An 18,824-nucleotide genomic window follows, 5' to 3' on the forward strand; every position below is an offset into this window, starting at 1 on the left:
TCCCGGGTTTGACGGTAATCAGAAAACAACTATAGGTAGGTGAGCCCCGAAACGCGCGATCATCGTCGCCAGCGGTATCTGTTCCAGGGAGGCCCCAACATGAACAACAAGCAGGTCTTCGCCGATTCCTTGCAACGAATGGCCGATCTGATACGCCAGCAGCACAGCTCGCTCGACGTCATGCCGCTCTCGCCAGTTGGCGAATTCCAAACCAGAACAGTCAGTCTCGAGACTTTGATGCGGGAAGTCACTGAGTGCCTTTCCGCAAGCTTTCGGCAGCGGCCGGCGCACGATTTTCCGATGCTGCATTTCGCATGGGGAAAATGCCGCGTCGGGTCGACGGCGCTGACCAACCTGTTTGGCACGATGGGAATGCCCTCATACTACCAGCCGGTGAAAGCCATCCTGCGCGATGCAATGGTGGGCAACTCATTGAGACCTTGGATCGTGCCATCGGCAAGCGATAGCCCGAATATCTTCAGCAAGGAGACGATGGGCCCCTATGTGCTCGCGGAAAGTCTGTTCAATCCCCTACGGATATTGATTGATGCGGGCTATCCGCGACAGCGGCTCCATTGCATCATGCTCGATCGCGAACCGGCAAGTTCACTGGCGTCGTGGATCGAAAAATGGTCGGACCGCGCTTCTGAAAAAACGCTGGTCCACAACTACGTTGCCGCCGCGCTCAACGCATCCCGGGTGGCAAGCTACGCCGAACAACAGGGCATTCCGGTCACTCACTACGTCTACGAGGTGAGCAAGGAGGCTGTATCGTCGGTTCGTATCCTGTTCGACCGCCTCGGTCTTTCGAGCAGCTTCACCGAAAACGCCGTGACGTCCTGGCGAGAGCCGGGACAAGTGGAGGCGAACAACGCGCGCGTCATCTTCCCGAGCGAAGCGACGATCTACAAGGTGCCAAATCTGCACACCTCCGATAGTGCCTATCGCTACCAGCGCCGCGCAACCGCGTCCCTGAGCGAAACCCAGCTCGACATTCTGGAGCGCTGCGGCGTCAACGATGCCTATCGCGCGTCGGTGGCGGCCTGCGTTCGCGACCTCCACCTGAACGCAACGACGTCGACGCGCTTGTTCGGCGACTGGTTTGCAGCAGCCGCGTGATCCCCATGCTTGATGTTCCCACAGTCGCCGAATCGTCCCTTCCAGGAAGGGCCGAAGTTGAACCCCTTCGCACCAGCCATCTTCAACGCCTGGAAGCAGAGAGCATCCATATCCTGCGGGAGACGGCGGCCGAGTTTCGCAAGCCGGTCATGCTCTATTCGATCGGCAAGGACTCCTCGGTGCTGCTGCATCTGGCGATGAAGGCATTTTATCCCGGCAAGCCACCGTTCCCGCTGCTGCATGTCGATACGACATGGAAGTTCCGCGAGATGATCGAATTTCGCGACCGCCGTGCACGCGAGCTCGACCTCGACCTGATCGTCCATACCAACAATGACGGCCTGAGCCAGGGCATCGACCCGTTCCGCCACGGCTCGGCCCGCTACACCGACGTCATGAAGACGCAAGCGTTGCGGCAGGCGCTGGACCTCCACGGCTTCGACGCGGCGATCGGCGGCGCGCGGCGTGACGAGGAGAAATCGCGCGCCAAGGAACGCATCTTCTCGCACCGGAGCGCGGCGCATCGCTGGGATCCGAAGAACCAGCGGCCGGAGCTGTGGAGCCTGTACAACACGATGCTCGCCCCCGGCGAGAGCATGCGGGTTTTTCCGCTGTCGAACTGGACCGAGCTCGACATCTGGGACTACATCCTGGTCGAGAACATCCCGATCGTTCCGCTCTATCTGTCCGCACCGCGCCCGGTGGTCGAGCGCGACGGCGCGCTGATCATGGTGGACGACGAGCGGATGCCGTTGCGCCCGGATGAAGAGCCCCGCATGCGCTCCGTCAGATTCCGCACCCTCGGCTGCTATCCTCTCACCGGCGCAACGACGTCGGACGCGGCAACCCTGCCGGAGATCGTGCGCGAGATGATGGCCTCGCGCACTTCCGAACGACAGGGACGCATGATCGATCGGGACAGCCCCGCATCGATGGAGCGCAAGAAGGCGGAAGGCTATTTCTGATGTCCTATCACGAGGCCCCCACGATCGCTCCCGCCGACGCACCGCGGCTGGACCAGGCTGATCGTCCGACACTGCGTTTCGTCACCTGCGGCAGCGTCGATGACGGCAAGAGCACGCTGGTCGGCCGCCTGCTCTACGATTCGAAGACGCTGCTCGACGACCAGCTCGACGCGCTCGCCTCCGAAAGCAAGACCGCCGGCACTACCGGCGGCGATCTCGATTTCGCGCTTCTGGTCGACGGCCTGCAGGCCGAGCGCGAGCAGGGCATCACGATCGACGTCGCCTACCGGTTCTTCGCCACGAAGCTGCGACGCTTCATCGTCGCCGACACGCCGGGACATGCGCAGTATACGCGCAACATGGCGACCGGCGCCTCCAACGCCGATCTCGCCGTGGTGCTGGTCGACGCGCGCAAGGGCGTGATCACGCAGACCCGGCGCCACAGCCACATCCTGTCGCTGCTGGGCATCCGCCACGTCGTGCTCGCCGTGAACAAGATGGATCTGATCGGATTCGACGGCGACCGCTTCGCGGCGATCACCGCCGAATATCTGACCATGGCCGGCCAGCTCGGAATCTCCCAGGTCCAATGCATCCCGGTCGTGGCACCCAGCGGCGACAATATCGTCGCTGCGAGCACACGCATGCCCTGGTACACGGGGCCGACCGTGACGGCCTATCTGGAATCCGTGGATGTGGCCGGCGACGTCTCGCAGCGGCCGTTCCGGCTGCCCGTGCAATGGGTCAACCGCCCGCATGCGGATTTTCGCGGCTTTTGCGGACGGATCGCGAGCGGAGCGATTGCGACCGGCGACGCCGTCAGCGTACAGCCTTCAGGCCGCTGCACGCGCGTCGCGCGTATTCTCACCCCCGGCGGCGAGCGCGACCGGGCTGCGGCCGGCGAATCGGTCACGCTCACGCTCACCGACGAGATCGACGTCAGCCGCGGCGACGTGCTCACGGCCGGACCCGCGCCGCGGGTCTCGGATCAACTCGCGGCCCATCTCGTCTGGTTCGATGACGAGGCCATGGTCGCGGGCCGGCGCTACGTACTGAAATGCGGCACGGCCTCGACCGGCGCGGTGATCACGACGCTCAAGCATCGCATCGCCATCGATACCATGGCGCAGGAAAGCGCCGCCACGCTCGACGTCAACCAGATCGGCTACGTCCATCTCAGCCTCGACCGCCCGCTGGTCTTCGAGGCCTATCGCGACGACCGCGACATGGGCAGCTTCATCCTCGTCGATCCGATCAGCCATCGCACGGCCGCGGCCGGAATGATCGACCTGTCGCTGCGAGCTGCCACCAACATTCATTGGCAGCACCTTGCGGTGGACAAATCCGTGAGGTCGCGGCTCAAGCAGCAGAAGCCTTGCGTGCTCTGGTTCACCGGCCTCAGCGGCGCCGGCAAATCGACGATCGCCGATCTCGTCGACCGGCGGCTTGCCGAGCTCGGACGCCATGCAGCCCTGCTCGACGGCGACAATCTCCGCCACGGCATCAACCGCGACCTCGGCTTTTCCAGCGCGGAGAGGATGGAGAACGTCCGGCGTGTTGCGGAGATCGCCGCCCTGTTCGTCGACGCCGGCATGATCGCGCTGGTCGCGCTGATCTCACCGTTCCGCAGCGAGCGCGAGATGGCGCGCCACCGGGTCGAGGCGGGCGAGTTCATCGAGATCCACGTCGCGACCCCGCTCGCCGAATGCGAGCGGCGCGATCCCAAGGGACTCTATCGCAAGGCCCGGGCGGGCGAGTTGCCGGCGTTCACCGGCATCGACCAGCCCTACGAGGCGCCGCAGGCGCCGGAGATCACCATCGATACGTCGGAACTGTCGAGCGAGGCCGCCTGCGAGCGCATCATCCGCTACTTGCGGGAGCACAATTATCTGTAGCAGCCGGGAGGGGCCTTGCCCGCGTCCCCGGCCAATCCGGGCTCAGAAGTCGGAGGCGATGCCTTTGGTTTCCCAGTCGCCGTAGCGGGTGGGCTCGGGTCCCTTCGGTCCCTGGAGCTCCTTCGGCCTCGCTTTGGCATCTGCAGCGGCAGCCTGCCGGCGCGCCTCGGCCTCGGCCAGCGCGCGCTGGGCTGCCGGCGACAACGGCTTGCGATCGGGAACGGGAGATTGGTCACTCATCGCCATGCTTTCTAGCGCAGGACGAACCATAACGCGACGTCCAATAACGCATTCCTGAAATCGGGCCCGGAGGGCTGAAAAAGCCGGAAGCGATTCTTACATTTGGCATATTCGCGTGCCAGAGATCGCGTTCTCAAGGCATGCGCCCATATCGGCGGAACTGCCGCTCGCTCAGAACCTTGCTTCCGCATGCCATCTCAACGTTTCGCCCCACCATCCGAAGTGCCCGGTCTTGCGGCGCGGCGGATTGCCGCCGACATCGTCGACGGCGTGCTGCACAAGCACCGCACGCTTGACGATCAGCTCGATGGCGGCGGCGCCCATCCCGGACTGAAGGCGCTGGCCGACCGCGACCGCGCGCTGATGCGCCGCCTGGTCGCAACCGTGCTGCGCCGGCTCGGCACGCTCGGCCATGTGCTGTCCCGCCTGCTCGACAAGGGCATTCCCTCCGACGCGCCGCGCGCGCAGAGCGCGCTCCTGATCGGCGCCGCCCAGATCCTCTGGATGGACGTGCCCGATCACGCCGCCGTCGATCTCTCCGTTCGCCTGGTGCAATCCGACCGGCGCGCGGCACGCTATGCCGGCCTCGTCAACGCCGTGCTGCGCCGCTGCGCGCGCGAGGGCCAGGCGCTGGTCGAGGAAGTCGCCGCACAATCGCTGGATCTGCCGCCATGGCTGCTGGCGCGCTGGAGCGCGCATTATGGCGAGGCGACCGCAAGGGACATGGTGCTTGCACTCGGCCATGAGCCGTCGCTGGATCTGACCGTGAAGTCGGACGCCGAACAATGGGCGAGCCGCCTGCATGGCGAGACGTTGCCGACGGGAACGGTGCGGATGCTGCTGCACGGCTCGGTGACCATGCTGCCCGGCTTCGCCGAGGGACAGTGGTGGGTGCAGGATGCCGCCGCCGCGCTGCCGGTCCGGCTGTTCGGCGACGTCAGGGGCAAGTCCATTGCCGATCTCTGCGCCGCCCCCGGCGGCAAGACCGCGCAACTGGCGCTATCAGGCGCGCATGTCACGGCGATCGACCGCTCGCCCGCCCGGGTGGCGCGGCTGCGCGAGAATCTGGCGCGGCTGTCGCTCCAGGCCGAGACCGTCGTCGCTGACGCCGTGGAGTGGGTCGGCCCTGCCGAAAGTTTCGACGGTATCCTGATCGACGCGCCCTGCACCTCGACCGGCACGATCCGCCGTCATCCCGACGTGGCCTGGCTGCGACAGGAGACCGACATCGCCGCCCTGACCGCACTCCAGCAGCGGCTGCTGCGAAAATCGGTCTCGCTGCTCAAGCCGGGCGGGACGCTGGTCTACTGCACCTGTTCGCTGGAACCCGAAGAGGGCGAGCAGGCCATCGCCGCGCTGCTGGCCGCGGAGCCTGCGCTGCGCCGCGTCCCGATCGAGGCATCGGAGGTCTCAGGGCTCTCCGAGATCATCACTGCCGAGGGCGACCTGCGCACCCTGCCCAGCCATCTGCCGAACGCTGATCCCAGGCTCGGCGGGCTCGACGGATTCTTCGCAGCCCGGCTCGTTAAATCCTGATTTTGCACTGGTTTTTGCAACCCCAACGTTGATTCCCGCCGTTCAAGGTGGTGTCAGACGATCGATTTTGGGATTAATAAGGATTCGTCGGAATCCTCTCCCCCTTCAAGGCAAGGCGTGTCGGTCGCTCAACGCAGACGTATCTCGACGCTGGTGATGAACCGCTTCGCGCGGAACATGCTCGCGCGCGCGAGCGGCGGTTCCGTTGCGCTGTCGCGGGTCTGGCCCGGCCGCACCGACCGGCTGATCATCGCGCCGCACGATCTGCGCACGGCGGACGCCACCCGCGCCGCCGAGATCTATGCCGGCCGTTTCGTCTTCGCCGGCAAGATCGTCAATTGCCACGGCCGCTCGATCTTCGATCTCGAGCCGCCGTCGGAGGATTGGGAGGTCGCGCTGCTCGGCTTCGGCTGGCTGCGCCATCTGCGTGCCGCCGACACTGCGCTGACGCGGGCCAATGCGCGTGCGCTGGTCGAGGACTGGATCGCCAACCCCGCCAACAAGCGCCGTGCCGTCGCGCGGCGTGCCGACGTGCTGGCGCGTCGCGTGATCTCGCTGCTGTCGCAGGCGCCGCTGGTGCTCAACGACACCGACAACAAATTCTACCGCCGTTACTTGCGCGCGCTCGCCCGCGAGATCCGCTTGCTGCGCTACACCATGGTCAACATCCCGGACGGGGTGCCCAAGCTCCAGGTGCTGATCGCGCTCTGCTACGCGGCGCTGTGCCTCGCCAACCAGGCGCGCCACATCCGCACCGCTTCGAAAAAGCTCTCGGACGAATTGCAGCGGCAGATCCTGCCCGACGGCGGACACATCTCCCGCAACCCGGGCGCGCTGATCGAGCTGCTGATCGACCTGTTGCCGCTGCGGCAGACCTTTGCCGCGCGCAACATCGCGCCACCGCCGGCGCTGCTGAACGCGATCGACCGCATGATGCCGATGCTGCGCTTCTTCCGGCACGGCGACGGCAATTTCGCGCTGTTCAACGGCATGAGCGCGACGTCTTCAGACCTGCTCGCGACGCTGCTCGCCTATGACGACACCCACGGCGCGCCGATGTCGAACATGCCGCATACCGGCTTCCAGCGCCTCGATGCCGGCCAGACCACTGTGATCATCGACACCGGCCCGCCGCCGCCGGCCGGCGTCAGCCACGACGCCCATGCCGGCTGCCTATCGTTCGAATTGTCCTCCGGCATCAGCCGCATCGTCACCAATTGCGGCATGCCGACCACGGGGCGCGACAATTGGCGGCCGTTCGCGCGCAGCACGGCGGCGCATTCGACGCTGACCTATCACGACACCTCCTCGTGCCAGTTCGTGGAGATGTCGGCGATGAAGCGGCTGTTGCATGGCGCGCCCGTCACCAGCGGCCCCGTCGAGGTCGAGAGCTATCGCGAAATCGTGCAGAACGGCACGCTGCTCACGACCTCGCATGACGGCTACCTCGCCAAGTTCGGCGCGGTCCATCGCCGTGTCCTGATGATCGCCAATGACGGGGCGCGCATCGACGGCGAGGACACGCTGTCGCCGCCGCAAGGCGGACGTTTCAAGGGCGCCGATGCCGATTTCGCGCTGCGCTTCCATCTGCATCCGGCGGTGAAGGCGAGCCGTTTGTCGGATGCCCGCGGCGTCATGCTGGTGCTGCCGAACCGCGACGTCTGGACCTTCGAGGCGCTCGACGACAAGGTCGATCTCGAGGACAGCGTGTTCCTGGCCGGCAATGATGGTCCCCGCCGCACCGCCCAGATCGTGATCCGGCAGGATGCCCGCCAGGCGCCCTCGATCCGCTGGAGCTTCGTCCGTTCCACCGCTTCGCCCGCGGTCACCAATGCCCGCCGCAACGCCCGGCGAGAGCCGGAACTTCCGCTGTAAACGCGCACGATTCGGCCCCATCTCGTCGTTGTGAAGACGGCCAAAAGCTGCTATCCAGCCCTCGCTCGCGCGACTGGCGACCTTGGATGGAGCACCATCGGGAAGCGCGGGACATATCCGCCGCGCGCCTGGGCATAGACACTCCTAAGACAGAGGATCTTGCTCATGACTGACCATCCCCGCCGCGTCACCCGCGCCCTGCTTTCCGTTTCCGACAAGACTGGCTTGATCGAGTTCGCAAAAGCGCTTGCCGCCCATGACGTCGAGCTGGTCTCGACCGGCGGCACCGCCAAGGCCATCGCCGCGGCCGGTCTCAAGGTGAAGGACGTGTCCGACCTCACCGGCTTCCCCGAGATGATGGACGGCCGCGTCAAGACGCTGCATCCGAAGGTGCATGGCGGCCTGCTCGCGATCCGCGACAACAAGGACCATGCGGAAGCGATGAAGGCACACGGCATCGCGCCGATCGATCTCCTCGTCGTCAACCTCTATCCGTTCGAAGCGACGGTCGACAAAGGCGCGGGCTTCGAGGATTGCATCGAGAACATCGACATCGGCGGCCCCGCGATGATCCGCGCCGCCGCCAAGAACCATGACGACGTCGCCGTGGTGGTCGAGGCGGAAGACTACAAGGCCGTGCTCGACGAGCTCGCCACCAACAACGGCGCGACCACGCTGAAGCTGCGCCGGCGGCTTGCCGCAAAGGCCTATGCGCGCACGGGCGCGTACGACGCCGCGATCTCCAACTGGTTCAGCCGTCAGCTCGAGATCGACGCGCCCGACTTCCGCGCCTTCGGCGGCAGGCTGATCCAGTCGCTGCGCTACGGGGAGAATCCGCACCAGACCGCGGCCTTCTATGCGACCCCCGACAAGCGTCCCGGCGTCTCGACGGCGCGGCAGCTCCAGGGCAAGGAGCTCTCCTACAACAACATCAACGACACCGACGCGGCCTATGAATGCATCGGCGAGTTCGACGCCAAGCGCACCGCGGCCTGCGTCATCGTCAAGCACGCCAATCCCTGCGGCGTCGCTGAAGGCGCGAACCTGGTCGACGCCTATCGCAAGGCGCTGGCCTGCGATTCCACCTCGGCCTTCGGCGGCATCATCGCGATGAACCGCGCGCTCGACGCCGACACCGCGCGCGAGATCACCAAGATCTTCACCGAAGTGATCATCGCGCCCGATGCGAGCGAAGAGGCGATCGCGATCATCGGTGGGAAGAAGAAGCTGCGCCTGCTGCTCGCCGGCAGCCTGCCCGATCCGCGCGCGCCCGGCCTCACTGCCAAGACGGTGGCCGGCGGCCTGCTCGTGCAGAGCCGCGACAACGCCGTGGTCGACGACATGACCTTCAAGGTCGTGACCAAGCGGGCGCCGACGGACGCGGAGATGCGCGACCTCAAATTCGCGTTCCGCGTGGCCAAGCATGTCAAGTCCAACACCATCATCTATGCCAAGGGTCTCGCCACCGTCGGCATCGGCGCGGGCCAGATGAGCCGGGTGGATTCAGCCCGCATCGCGGCGCGCAAGGCGCAGGATGCGGCGGCTGAGCTGAAGCTCGCCGAGCCGCTCACCAAGGGCTCGGTGGTGGCATCTGATGCGTTCTTCCCGTTCGCCGACGGCATGCTCGCCTGCATCGAGGCCGGTGCCACCGCCGTGGTGCAGCCCGGCGGCTCGATGCGCGACGACGAGGTGATCAAGGCCGCCGACGAGCACGGCATCGCCATGGTGTTCACGGGCACGCGGCATTTCAGGCACTGAGCCATCGACGAGAGCGTAGCCCGGATGGAGCGCAGCGAAATCCGGGTTTCGCCAGACAATCAGCACTGCCCCGGATTGCGCTTCGCTCCATCCGGGCTACAGCCTGCGGCTAATCCCTTACCCGCATCAACAACGCCAATCCCGCGACGAAGAACACCACCAGCACGGCCATGCCGGCCTTCTGGCTGGCTGTCGCCGCGGTGATCACGCCGATCAGCAGCGGGCCGATGAAGGACGTCACCTTTCCGGTCAACGCGAACAGGCCGAAATACTGCGCGATGCGATCCTTCGGTGCGAGGCGGATCAGCAGCGTGCGTGAGGCCGCCTGAAGCGGTCCGCCGGCCGCGCCGATGAGACAGCCCAGCACGAGATAAGCGCGTTCCGCCGCACTCGAGAACATCGGAGCGCCCGGCAATGGCGGCGTGACCTTGACGAACAGGACGCTGTCCTTGTCGACAAGCAGGATCGCCGCCACCGCAAGCAACAGAAGCAGCAAGCTGCCGGCGATGACGCGCTTCGGCCCGAGATGATCGTCGAGCTTGCCGCCGAGCCATGCGCCGAACGTGCCGGCAATCGCCAGCAGGATGCCGAAGGTGCCGATCTGGATCGTGTGCCAGCCAAACGTGCCCGCGGCGTAGATGCCGCCGAACGCGAACAGCGACACCAGGCCGTCGGTGTAGATCATGTTGGCAAGCAGAAACGCCCCGAGCGATTTCTGCCTTGGCAAACTCCCGATCGATTGCTTCAGCTCCGACAGGCCTTCGCGCAGCGCCTCGCGCACCGGACGCTTCGCCGGATAGTCCGGCGTGAACAGGAACATCGGCGTCACGAAGATGATGAACCACAGCCCGGTCAGCGGTCCGGCGGCGCGATCGCCCTGATGACTGACGGGATCGAGCCCGAACAACGGTGTGAGGCCGAGCAGCGTGCGGCCGGTCTCGGGGTTGGCAGCGAGGAAGCCGAGCACGATGATGAGGCTGACGATGCCGCCGATGTAGCCGGTGGCCCAGCCGGTGCCCGAGAGCCGCCCGATCCGCTCCGGCGGCACCAGGGTCGGCATCATCGCGTTGTTGAAGACGGTGGCGAATTCCGCGCCGACGCTGGCGAGCGCGACCGCGATGAGCAGCGGCGGAATGATGGAGGGATCACCGGGCTTGCCGATCCACAGCGTGCAGGCCGCCAGCACCAGCAGCGTCCCGAACCCTGCGATCCAGGGCTTCCTGCGACCCGACGCATCGGCGATGGCGCCGAGCACGGGCGACATCAGCGCGATGGCAAGACCCGCAGCCGCCATCGCAAAGCCCCACATCGACTGGCCGGCGGCGGGATTCGGCGCGATGCTGGTGGCGAAATAGGGCGCAAAGACAAAGGTCGTGATCAGAGTGAAATAGGGCTGCGCAGCCCAGTCGAAAAAGATCCAGCTGATGACGGCGGCGCGCGGCGGATAGATCCGCTGCGCGCCGGCCATGCGCGCATCCGGGGCGATCGTCGTCATCACGCAGTCCTCATCACGAACAGTTTTGCCTGTCTCGGAGCAACCGTATAGCATTGCGGCGACGCGTGTGAACTGTCCCGAGGACCCGGCGGAAATTTGATGATGTCGTCATTTTCGACACGGCGGACATTTTTCGCCGTCCTTGCCGCTCTGGCGGTTGGTCTGGCGCCTGCGACCGCGCAGGATGCGCGGCGCGCCTATGTCCCGCCCGCGCTCGACACGGTGCATGCCGTTCCCGCCGAGCATGGCATGGTGGTGGCGCAGGAGAAAATCTCCGCGCAGGTCGGTGCCGACATCCTGCGCCGCGGCGGCAACGCGGTCGATGCCGCGGTCGCGACCGGCTTTGCGATGGCCGTGACCTATCCGCGCGCCGGCAATATCGGCGGCGGCGGCTTCATGGTGATCCATTCCGCTGAACGCAACGAGGACATCGCGATCGACTATCGCGAGACCGCACCGGCAGCGACCACGCCGCAGATCTTCCTCGGTCCCGACGGCAAGCCCGACACCGCGAAGTCGCGCGATTCCGCGCTCGGCATCGGCGTGCCCGGCACTGTCGCGGGACTCGCACTGGCGCTGGAGAAATACGGTTCGGGCCAGTTCACGCTGGCGCAATTGCTCGAGCCGGCGATCTTGCTCGCCCGCGACGGATTCATCGTCAGCGACGACATCGCCGACAGCCTGCCGGGTTGGCACAGGCGCCTCGCGCGCTGGCCTTCTTCGGCCAGGATCTTTTCACGGCCTGACGGCACCTCACTCGGCGAAGGGGATCGGCTAGTGCAGAGCGATCTCGCCGAAACACTCTCGACCGTCGCCGCGCAAGGTCCGCGCGGCTTCTATGAGGGCGCGGTTGCGGACAAGCTCGCCAAGGCCGTGTCCGATGCCGGCGGCATCATGACGGCTGCCGATCTGAAAGCCTATCTGCCAGTCATCCGCGCACCCGTGCGCGGCACCTATCGCGGCTATGACATCGTCTCGATGCCGCTACCGTCCTCCGGCGGCGTGGTGCTGGTGGAGACGCTCAACATCCTCGAAGGCTTTCAGCTCGCGGAGCTGAAGCAGGGTTCGCCGGCGTCGCTGCATCTGCTCATCGAAGCCATGAAACGTGCCTACGCCGATCGCGCGCGCTATCTCGGCGACCCCGCCTTCGTCAACGCGCCGATCGAAACTCTCGTCGCAAAGGACTACGCAGCCAGGCTGCGGGCAACCATATCCACCGATCGCGCCACGCCGTCGAGCAAGCTCGTTTCCGCCACGACCGCGCCGCGCGAGGGCAGCAACACCACGCATTTCTCCGTCGTCGACAGCCGCGGCAATGCCGTCAGCAACACCTATACGCTGAACTTCAGCTATGGCGTCGGCCTCGTCGCTGACGGCACCGGCGTGCTGCTCAACAACGAGCTCGACGATTTCACTGCGGCGGTCGGCGCTTCCAACGCCTATGGCCTCGTCGGCTACGAGGCCAATCTGCCGGGGCCCGGCAAGCGGCCGCTGTCGTCGATGTCACCGACCATCGTGCTGAAGGACGGCAAGCCGGTTCTGGTGACGGGCTCGCCCGGCGGCAGCCGCATCATCTCGACCGTGCTCCAGGTGATCGTCAACGTCCTCGACTACAAGATGGACGTTGCCGCCGCCGTTGCCGCACCGCGGCTGCACCACCAATGGCTGCCTGACGAGGTGCGCATCGAGCGCGGCTTCCCCGACGATGTGCTGTCCGGGCTGAAGGCGATGGACCACGTCATCGTCGAGCCGATGGGGCAGACGTCGGCCAATTCGATTCTGGTGACGCCGAACGGCCCCCTCGGCGCACCCGATCCGCGCACGCGCGGCGCGGAAGCAGCGGGCCAGTAATTCGTCCGCCGCATGGCACGGAAGCGGGCGCCGGCTTGCGCCCGCTGCCACGCATGCTACCACCGCGCAACTCATAAGAAACTGCCGGGAAACGCACATGACCACAGCCGATCCGAACCAGCGCATTGAGCGCGCCGAGATCGAGGACACCGGCCTTCTCGCCTTCTATCGCGACATGAACACGCCGGAGCGGCGGACGTTCTGGGCCTGCGCGGCAGGCTGGGCGCTCGACGGCATGGACTTCATGATCTACCCCCTGGTGATCGGTACCATCATCGCGCTGTGGAAGGTCGATGCGGCCTCGGCGGGTCTCGCCGGCACCGTGACGCTGCTGGCCTCCGCGATCGGCGGCTGGCTTGGCGGCTACCTGTCCGACCATATCGGACGGGTCAGGACGCTCCAGATCACCATCATCTGGTTCTCGTTCTTTTCGCTGGTCTGTGCCGTCGTGCAGAATTTCGACCAGCTCCTGATTGCGCGTGCGGTGCTCGGCCTCGGCTTCGGCGGCGAATGGGCGGCCGGCGCCGTGCTGATGGGCGAGGCGATCCGGCCGCAATATCGCGGGCGCGCGGTCGGCTCGGTGCAGTCCGGCTGGGCGATCGGCTGGGGTCTGGCCGTGCTGTCGCAAGCGATCCTGTTCTCAGCTTTGCCCGCCGAGACGGCGTGGCGCTGGATGTTCGTGATCGGCGCGCTGCCGGCACTGCTGGTGTTCTACATCCGCCGCTCCGTCACCGAGCCGGAGGTCGCGGCTGAAGCCCGCGCCAAGCAGGCGGCGAGCGGCGATCGCCCGGCGCTCTGGGAAATCTTCTCCGGCCCGATCCTGAAAACGACGATCCTGGCGTCGCTGATGGCAACGGGCTGCCAGGGCGGCTACTACGCCGTCACCTTCTGGGTCCCGCAATTCCTGACCAAGGAGCGGCATCTGTCGATCGTCGGCTCGACCGGATATCTCTCGACGCTGATCATCGGCTCCTTCATCGGCTATCTCACCGGCGCCTGGCTTGCCGACCGGATCGGACGGCGCAATCTGTTTCTGATCTTCTCGCTCGGGGCGATGGCAGTCGTGCTGCTCTATACGCAGCTGCCGCTGACCAACGAGATCCTGTGGGTGCTGGGCTTCCCGCTCGGCTTCTTCGCCTCGGGCTATTTTTCGGGGATCGGCGCGTTTCTCACCGAGCTCTATCCGACGCGGCTGCGCGGCTCTGGCCAGGGATTTTGCTACAATTTCGGCCGCGGCATCGGCGCGCTGTTTCCGTTTCTCGTCGGTGCGCTGTCGGCGACGACGTCGCTCGCGAACGCAATCGCGATGTTCGCGGTGGCAGCTTACGCGCTCTTCTTCATCGCAGCCTTCGCGCTGCCGGAGACGCGCGGGCGCGTGTTGCACGCGGATTGAGGACTCCGCATCATCCCGGGGCGGTGCGTGGCACCGAACCCGGGAGTTCGGTGAAAAAACTACCGCCCGACCTGATACGGCCCGCCCTTCTCCAGCGCGCGGGCATAGGCCGGCCGTGCATGGATACGCTCCAGAAACGCCATCGCCCTGGGGTGGCCCTGCTCCAGTCCGCCGCGCGCTTGCGCGGCTTCGAGCGGGAAGCTCATCTGGATGTCGGCCGCGGTGAACTCGTTGCCGGCGAACCACTCGCTCTTGGCAAGCTCGCCTTCCCAGTAATCCATGTGCTGCTTGAGCTGCGGATTGACCAGCGCGGTCAGCGCCTGGTTCGAGACCTTGCGCACCAGCGGACGCAGCAGCGCCGGCGCGCGCTTCGGCATCAGCGTGAACAGCAGCTTGAGCAGCAGCGGCTGCATCGCCGAGCCTTCCGCATAGTGCAGCCAGTAGGTGAAGCGCAGCCGCTCCGGCGTGTTCGGCGACGGGATCAGCCGGCCGTTGCCGTAGGTGGCGATGAGATATTCGATGATCGCCCCCGACTCGGCGATGGTGTTGCCATTGTCGGTGATGACGGGCGACTTGCCGAGCGGATGGATGGCGCGCAGCTCCTTCGGCGCGCGCATGTCCGGCTGGCGCTGATAGCGCACGATCTCGTAGGGCACGCCCAACTCCTCGAGCAGCCACAGCACGCGCTGCGAGCGGGAATTGTTGAGGTGATGGACGGTCAGCATTGATGGAGTCCCCAGGCTAGGCGTGGTCGGCTGGCCGCGTACGTGCCAGCCCGGGCACGCAATGTCGAGCCATCCGGACGGATATTTTCACCCGGGTATATTGACGTCCATAATTTACCCGGGTATTAAATGGCCAGCGTCATCACCATGGCAACGATTGCGATGCACAGGACTTTCACAGCTTTCCAGGGCCAACGGCGCCTGGCGTCGGGGCCGGCCGGCGAGGTCGCGCTGGTCGTCAAGCGGATCACGTCACCGCCGGACCTGCCCATCATCATCTTCGAGGATTCTACGGGCCGATCGATCGACTTCGATCTGCGCGGAGGGGATCGCGAGGTGCTGGCGCGGGTGGCGAAGCTCGTCCCGCCCCCGGTTGAGGAGACCGCGCCACCGAGCGAGCCGCGCGGACGCGGCCGGCCGAAGCTGGGCGTGGTCGCACGCGAGGTGACGCTGCTGCCGCGCCACTGGGAGTGGCTCAATGCGCAGCCGGGCGGCGCCTCGGTCGCGCTGCGGAAACTCGTCGACGAGGCGCGGCGTGCCAGCGGCGACAAGGACCGCGAGCGGCAGGCGCGCGATGCGGCCTATCACTTCATGACGACCATGGCCGGCAACCTGCCGCAGTTCGAGGAAGCCTCACGCGCGCTGTTCGCGGATGACCGGCGCCGCTTCACCGGGCTGATCGCGGACTGGCCGACCGACATCCGCGACCACATTGTCAAGCTCGCCTACAGCGACCGCGCGTAAACCGCGCGGCGCTTCTCTCAACCCTAGCGACGGCCCAAGCCGCGCCTTGCGCGGCAACGGCTTCGCACGCCCTGATGAAAGGTCAATCCATGCCCGCGACAAAACCGCTCTGGACAACATTCCTGCGCTTCCTCGCGCCCCTGATGCTGAGCAACGCGCTGCAATCCTTGTTCGGCACCGTCAGCAACGTCTATCTCGGCCAGATGATCGGCGTCGACGCACTGGCGGCAGTCTCGGCGTTCTTCCCGGTGATGTTCTTTCTGTTCGCCTTCGTCATGGGCCTGAGCACCGGCGCCACCGTGCTGATCGGCCAGGCCTTTGGCGCCGGTGAGCACGGCAGGATCAAGGTTGTCGTGGGCTCGACACTCGCCGTCGGACTCGTGCTCGCCATTTCGGTTGCGCTGGTCGGCGGGCTGTTCAGCCGGCAATTGATGCTGGCGCTCGCGACGCCCCCGGACATTCTCGATCAGGCCAGCGCTTACGCGCGCATCATGCTGTTGACGATGCCGCTCGGCTTCGTCTTCCTGCTGATGACGGCGATGATCCGCGGTGTCGGCGATGGACTGACGCCGCTGCTGGCGCTGGCGTTGTCGACCGCGATCGGCCTGATCCTGACGCCGATGCTGATCCGCGGCGCGTTCGGATTGCCCGCGGCCGGCATCACCAGCCCGGCATGGGCGGCCGCGATCGCCAACGCGCTGACGCTGATCGTGCTGGCCCTCTACCTGCTGCGGAAGAAGCATGCGCTCGCACCGGATGCGGCGCTGCTGCGTCATCTGCGGCTCAATGGCGCCATGCTCGGAAAAATCCTCGGCATCGGGTTGCCGAGCGCCATCGGCATGGTGGTGATGGCGATCGCGGAGCTGGTGTTGCTCGGCCTCGTCAACTTCTATGGATCCGATGCCACCGCCGCCTATGGCGCGGTCAACCAGGTGATGGGCTACACGCAGTTCACGGCAATATCGATTTCGATCGCGGTCTCGATCCTCGGCGCCCAGGCCATCGGCGGCGGCGACAGGGCGCGGCTCGACGACATCGTCCGCACCGGACTTGCGTTCAACCTCGTGTTGACCGGTGGCCTCGTGGCGCTGATCTATCTCGCGCCGCGCGCCGTGCTCGGCATCTTCATCACCGACGGCGCCGTGCTCGATCTCGCCAAGGGACTGCTCACCATCGCCTTGTGGAGCTCGGTGCCGTTCGGCCTGGCCACGGTGTTCTCGGGAGCGATGCGCGCCGCAGGCGTGGCGTTGGCACCGATGCTGCTCTCGATCTTCGCCATCGTCGCGATCGAGTTGCCGGCTGCGATCATCCTGAGCCGCACCGTTGGACTGAAGGGCGTGTGGGCCGCCTATCCCATCGTGTTCTGCGCCATGTTCATTTTGCAGATGGGCTATTTCCTTCTGGTGTGGCGCAAGCGGGCGATCCGACGCCTGATCTGACCATCAAGGTATTATGACCGTCATTAAACGATGGACCTGTGGCGCACGCTGCGCCACAATGGATGAAAATCCAGCTCAGAAAGCAAGGTCAGGGAGAACGATTTTGACCCGCACAGCCCCGCAATTCCTGTTCGATTTCGGCAGCCCGAACGCCTATCTCAGCCATCTGGCGATCCCGGCGATCGAGCAGCGCATCGGCGTCAAATTCGAATATGTGCCGATCCTGCTCGGCGGTATCTTCAAGTCGACCAACAACAAGTCGCCGGCCGAGACGCTCGCCGGCGTCAAGAACAAGCGCGAATTCCAGGCGGTCGAGACCGAGCGCTTCATCAAGCGCTTCCAGGTCCCGCCCTACGTCTGGAATCCGCACTTCCCGGTCAACACGCTGAACCTGATGCGCGCGGCGATTGCGGCGCAGCTCGAAGGTGTGTTCGAGAAATATGTCGAGGCCGCTTTCCACCACATGTGGCGCGAGCCGAAGAAGATGGACGACCCTGAGGTCGCGGCAAAGGCACTGGCGTCCTCCGGCCTCGATGCGCAAAAGCTGTTCGCGCGCGCCGGGGAGCCCGAGGTCAAGGGCAAGCTGATCAAGAACACCGAGGAGGCGGTCGCGCGCGGAGCGTTCGGATCGCCGACCTTCTTCGTCGGCAACGAGATGTTCTTCGGCAAGGAACAGCTGCGCGAGGTCGAGGAGATGGTGTCGGGAAAGTGAAGCGCGCGAATAGGGAGTAGCGAATAGCGAGTGGAAATCCCGCCAACTATTCGCTACTCCCTATTCGCCATTCGCCAATAATAAAGCGGAGTTCTGCAATGCGCATCCTCGTGGTCGGCGCCGGCGCCATCGGCGGCTATTTTGGTGGCAGGCTGTTGCAGGCCGGCCGCGACGTCACCTTCCTGGTCCGGCCGCGCCGCGCCGGCGAGCTCGCGAGCGACGGTCTCGTCATCAAGAGCCCGAACGGCGATGTGACGCTGAAGAACGCGCCGACCGTGCAGGCCGACGCGCTCAAGGACAAGTTCGACGTCGTGCTGCTGAGCTGCAAGGCGTTCGACCTCGACGACGCCATCAAGTCGTTCGCGGCCGCGGTCGGCCCGAACACCGCGATCATTCCCATGCTCAACGGCATGAAGCATCTCGACACGCTCGATGCCAGATTCGGCCAGGAGCGCGTGCTCGGCGGGCTCTGCGCCATCGCCGCGACCTTGAACGAGAAGCGCGAGGTGGTGCAGCTCCAGCCGATGCAGGCGATCACCTATGGCGAACGCAACGGACAATCGTCAGATCGCGTCAAGGCGATCGACGAAGCCTTCAAGAGCGGCATCAATGGGGCCACCGCCAGCCAGAACATCATGCAGGACATGTGGGAGAAGTGGGTGTTCCTGTCCTCGCTCGCGGCGAGCACCAGCCTGATGCGCACCTCCGTCGGCAACATCCTCGCCGCGCCCGGCGGAAGGGATTTCCTGCTCGGCATGCTGGATGAAACGAGCGCGATCGCCACCGCGTCGGGCTACCCGCCGGGCGGGCCGTTCTTCGAGCGGGTGAAGGGCAACCTCACCGCCGAGGGCTCGCCGATGACGGCATCGATGTTCCGCGACATCAAGGCGGGCCTGCCGGTCGAAGCCGATCACGTCATCGGCGACCTCATCGCGCGCGCCGATGCCGCCAAGGTGCCGGTGCCGAAGCTGCGCATCGCCTACACGCATCTGAAGGCGTATGAGAAGCAGCGGGCGGGGTAGCTCGCGTCCCACACACTGCCTTCGCCGGGACGACGGTAGTGTTTGCAGCTACACC

15 protein-coding genes and 1 riboswitch are annotated in these 18,824 nt (G+C 65.7%); of the genes, 12 read left to right on the top strand and 3 right to left on the bottom strand.

The features are described from left to right. The first annotated feature begins 99 nt into the window (after positions 1 to 99). The 3 genes from AC1RUR_RS29425 to cysN are packed head-to-tail and all read left to right on the top strand — an operon-like array spanning position 100 to position 3,979. Complete coding sequence (locus AC1RUR_RS29425; RefSeq protein WP_492850551.1) at positions 100 to 1,119, top strand: sulfotransferase family protein; 1,020 nt, start codon at positions 100 to 102, stop codon at positions 1,117 to 1,119. A gap of 5 nt (positions 1,120 to 1,124) precedes the next feature. Next, on the top strand, positions 1,125 to 2,084 hold the full coding sequence (gene cysD, locus AC1RUR_RS29430; RefSeq protein ID WP_492850553.1) for a sulfate adenylyltransferase subunit CysD: 960 nt from the start codon (positions 1,125 to 1,127) through the stop codon (positions 2,082 to 2,084). Next, entirely contained in the window at positions 2,084 to 3,979 is a 1,896-nt protein-coding gene (cysN, locus tag AC1RUR_RS29435) for a sulfate adenylyltransferase subunit CysN (protein WP_492850555.1), read from the top strand. Before cysD ends, cysN begins: the two co-directional genes overlap by 1 nt. A 42-nt stretch (positions 3,980 to 4,021) precedes the next feature. On the opposite strand, the gene AC1RUR_RS29440 is transcribed toward cysN, so the two are convergent. Next, entirely contained in the window at positions 4,022 to 4,219 is a 198-nt protein-coding gene (locus AC1RUR_RS29440; protein WP_492850557.1) for a DUF1674 domain-containing protein, read from the bottom strand. Positions 4,220 to 4,408: 189 nt separating this feature from the next. Here AC1RUR_RS29440 and AC1RUR_RS29445 point away from each other — a divergent pair, with 189 nt between their 5' ends. The 3 genes from AC1RUR_RS29445 to purH all read left to right on the top strand — a co-directional run bounded on the left by AC1RUR_RS29445 (position 4,409) and on the right by purH (position 9,388). Continuing rightward, positions 4,409 to 5,755, top strand: a complete 1,347-nt coding sequence (locus tag AC1RUR_RS29445) for an RsmB/NOP family class I SAM-dependent RNA methyltransferase (RefSeq protein ID WP_492850559.1) — start codon at positions 4,409 to 4,411, stop codon at positions 5,753 to 5,755. 156 nt (positions 5,756 to 5,911) lie between these two features. Then, a complete protein-coding gene (locus AC1RUR_RS29450; RefSeq protein WP_492850743.1) occupies positions 5,912 to 7,630 on the top strand; it encodes a heparinase II/III family protein in 1,719 nt (572 codons plus the stop codon). Positions 7,631 to 7,689: 59 nt separating this feature from the next. Continuing rightward, a riboswitch (ZMP/ZTP riboswitch) is annotated at positions 7,690 to 7,771 on the top strand. Positions 7,772 to 7,795: 24 nt separating this feature from the next. Next, positions 7,796 to 9,388 carry a bifunctional phosphoribosylaminoimidazolecarboxamide formyltransferase/IMP cyclohydrolase gene (purH, locus tag AC1RUR_RS29455; protein ID WP_492850561.1) on the top strand — a complete coding sequence of 531 codons (1,593 nt, stop codon included), beginning with the start codon at positions 7,796 to 7,798 and terminating at the stop codon, positions 9,386 to 9,388. Positions 9,389 to 9,497: 109 nt separating this feature from the next. Here purH and AC1RUR_RS29460 read toward each other — a convergent pair whose 3' ends face one another. After that, a complete protein-coding gene (locus tag AC1RUR_RS29460; protein WP_492850563.1) occupies positions 9,498 to 10,883 on the bottom strand; it encodes an MFS transporter in 1,386 nt (461 codons plus the stop codon). A 99-nt stretch (positions 10,884 to 10,982) separates the two neighbouring features. Here AC1RUR_RS29460 and ggt point away from each other — a divergent pair, with 99 nt between their 5' ends. Next, positions 10,983 to 12,734 carry a gamma-glutamyltransferase gene (ggt, locus tag AC1RUR_RS29465; protein WP_492850565.1) on the top strand — a complete coding sequence of 584 codons (1,752 nt, stop codon included), beginning with the start codon at positions 10,983 to 10,985 and terminating at the stop codon, positions 12,732 to 12,734. A gap of 97 nt (positions 12,735 to 12,831) precedes the next feature. Continuing rightward, the gene (locus AC1RUR_RS29470) at positions 12,832 to 14,127 is read left to right on the top strand and encodes an MFS transporter (protein ID WP_492850567.1); all 1,296 of its coding nucleotides are present in this window, start codon (positions 12,832 to 12,834) and stop codon (positions 14,125 to 14,127) included. 59 nt (positions 14,128 to 14,186) lie between these two features. On the opposite strand, the gene AC1RUR_RS29475 is transcribed toward AC1RUR_RS29470, so the two are convergent. Further along, positions 14,187 to 14,852, bottom strand: a complete 666-nt coding sequence (locus AC1RUR_RS29475) for a glutathione S-transferase family protein (RefSeq protein WP_492850569.1) — start codon at positions 14,850 to 14,852, stop codon at positions 14,187 to 14,189. Positions 14,853 to 14,999: 147 nt separating this feature from the next. On the opposite strand from AC1RUR_RS29475, the gene AC1RUR_RS29480 reads away from it, so the two are divergent. The 4 genes from AC1RUR_RS29480 to panE all read left to right on the top strand — a co-directional run bounded on the left by AC1RUR_RS29480 (position 15,000) and on the right by panE (position 18,769). Beyond that, complete coding sequence (locus AC1RUR_RS29480) at positions 15,000 to 15,596, top strand: DUF2239 family protein (protein ID WP_492850745.1); 597 nt, start codon at positions 15,000 to 15,002, stop codon at positions 15,594 to 15,596. A gap of 89 nt (positions 15,597 to 15,685) precedes the next feature. Continuing rightward, positions 15,686 to 17,035, top strand: a complete 1,350-nt coding sequence (locus AC1RUR_RS29485) for an MATE family efflux transporter (RefSeq protein WP_492850571.1) — start codon at positions 15,686 to 15,688, stop codon at positions 17,033 to 17,035. 103 nt (positions 17,036 to 17,138) lie between these two features. Further along, a complete protein-coding gene (locus AC1RUR_RS29490; protein ID WP_492850573.1) occupies positions 17,139 to 17,747 on the top strand; it encodes a 2-hydroxychromene-2-carboxylate isomerase in 609 nt (202 codons plus the stop codon). A 98-nt stretch (positions 17,748 to 17,845) separates the two neighbouring features. Then, positions 17,846 to 18,769, top strand: coding sequence for a 2-dehydropantoate 2-reductase (panE, locus tag AC1RUR_RS29495; RefSeq protein WP_492850575.1), 924 nt, complete (start codon positions 17,846 to 17,848; stop codon positions 18,767 to 18,769). The last annotated feature ends 55 nt before the right edge of the window (positions 18,770 to 18,824 follow it).

Source organism: Bradyrhizobium sp. GW821-FHT12B03 (assembly GCF_058807535.1).

What these genes read in the sequence shown, in the direction of transcription:
- AC1RUR_RS29425 (WP_492850551.1), top strand. Translation starts at nt 100, where the DNA reads ATGAACAACAAGCAGGTCTTCGCCGATTCCTTGCAACGAATGGCCGAT.
- cysD (WP_492850553.1), top strand. Translation starts at nt 1,125, where the DNA reads ATGCTTGATGTTCCCACAGTCGCCGAATCGTCCCTTCCAGGAAGGGCC.
- cysN (WP_492850555.1), top strand. Translation starts at nt 2,084, where the DNA reads ATGTCCTATCACGAGGCCCCCACGATCGCTCCCGCCGACGCACCGCGG.
- AC1RUR_RS29440 (WP_492850557.1), bottom strand. Translation starts at nt 4,219, where the DNA reads ATGAGTGACCAATCTCCCGTTCCCGATCGCAAGCCGTTGTCGCCGGCA.
- AC1RUR_RS29445 (WP_492850559.1), top strand. Translation starts at nt 4,409, where the DNA reads ATGCCATCTCAACGTTTCGCCCCACCATCCGAAGTGCCCGGTCTTGCG.
- AC1RUR_RS29450 (WP_492850743.1), top strand. Translation starts at nt 5,912, where the DNA reads ATGAACCGCTTCGCGCGGAACATGCTCGCGCGCGCGAGCGGCGGTTCC.
- purH (WP_492850561.1), top strand. Translation starts at nt 7,796, where the DNA reads ATGACTGACCATCCCCGCCGCGTCACCCGCGCCCTGCTTTCCGTTTCC.
- AC1RUR_RS29460 (WP_492850563.1), bottom strand. Translation starts at nt 10,883, where the DNA reads ATGACGACGATCGCCCCGGATGCGCGCATGGCCGGCGCGCAGCGGATC.
- ggt (WP_492850565.1), top strand. Translation starts at nt 10,983, where the DNA reads ATGATGTCGTCATTTTCGACACGGCGGACATTTTTCGCCGTCCTTGCC.
- AC1RUR_RS29470 (WP_492850567.1), top strand. Translation starts at nt 12,832, where the DNA reads ATGACCACAGCCGATCCGAACCAGCGCATTGAGCGCGCCGAGATCGAG.
- AC1RUR_RS29475 (WP_492850569.1), bottom strand. Translation starts at nt 14,852, where the DNA reads ATGCTGACCGTCCATCACCTCAACAATTCCCGCTCGCAGCGCGTGCTG.
- AC1RUR_RS29480 (WP_492850745.1), top strand. Translation starts at nt 15,000, where the DNA reads ATGGCAACGATTGCGATGCACAGGACTTTCACAGCTTTCCAGGGCCAA.
- AC1RUR_RS29485 (WP_492850571.1), top strand. Translation starts at nt 15,686, where the DNA reads ATGCCCGCGACAAAACCGCTCTGGACAACATTCCTGCGCTTCCTCGCG.
- panE (WP_492850575.1), top strand. Translation starts at nt 17,846, where the DNA reads ATGCGCATCCTCGTGGTCGGCGCCGGCGCCATCGGCGGCTATTTTGGT.